General features: G+C 69.1%; 1 protein-coding gene. It reads left to right on the forward strand.

Annotated features, from left to right (window positions below):
- Window positions 1–542: IS66 family transposase (gene tnpC / locus DS843_RS30960; protein ID WP_149472628.1), on the forward strand; the 542-nt coding region annotated here is incomplete at its 5' end.
- Window positions 543–567 lie beyond the last annotated feature (25 nt).

Genomic DNA, 567 nt, shown 5'->3' on the forward strand with positions numbered 1-567 from the left:
CGCGCCGACGGTTCTACGACCTGGCCGAAAACGGCTCGCCGATCGCCGCCGAGGCACTGCGCCGCATCGCCCGGCTCTACGCGATCGAAGAGCGCATCCGCGGCCGCACGGCCGATGAACGCCGGCAGCTTCGGCAAGCCGAGGCCGCTTCCCAAGTGGCGGAGCTGAAGGCGTGGCTGGAGCACGAACTTCCCCGCCTGCCGGGCCGCTCCAAGCTGGCCGAGGCGATCCGCTATGCGCTCGGCCGCTGGAAGGCGCTGTGCGTCTACCTGGGCGACGGCCGGGTGGAGATGGATACCAACACAGTGGAGCGCTGCATCAGACCGGTAGCCCTCGGCCGGAAGAATAGCCTCTTCGCCGGCTCGGAGGGCGGCGGCCATCGCTGGGCGGTGATCGCCTCGCTGGTTGAGACCTGCAAGCTCAACGCTGTCGAGCCGTTCGCCTACCTGCGCGACGTACTGGAGCGCATGGTGAACGGCTACCCCGCCGCACGCCTCGCCGATCTGCTCCCCTGGAACTGGAAGCCCGCCGTCAACGCCTGATCCGGTGCGATCACGCTCCGCTTAC

Origin of the sequence: Roseomonas genomospecies 6 (assembly GCF_008365375.1) — a bacterium.
GTDB lineage: Bacteria > Pseudomonadota > Alphaproteobacteria > Azospirillales > Azospirillaceae > Azospirillum.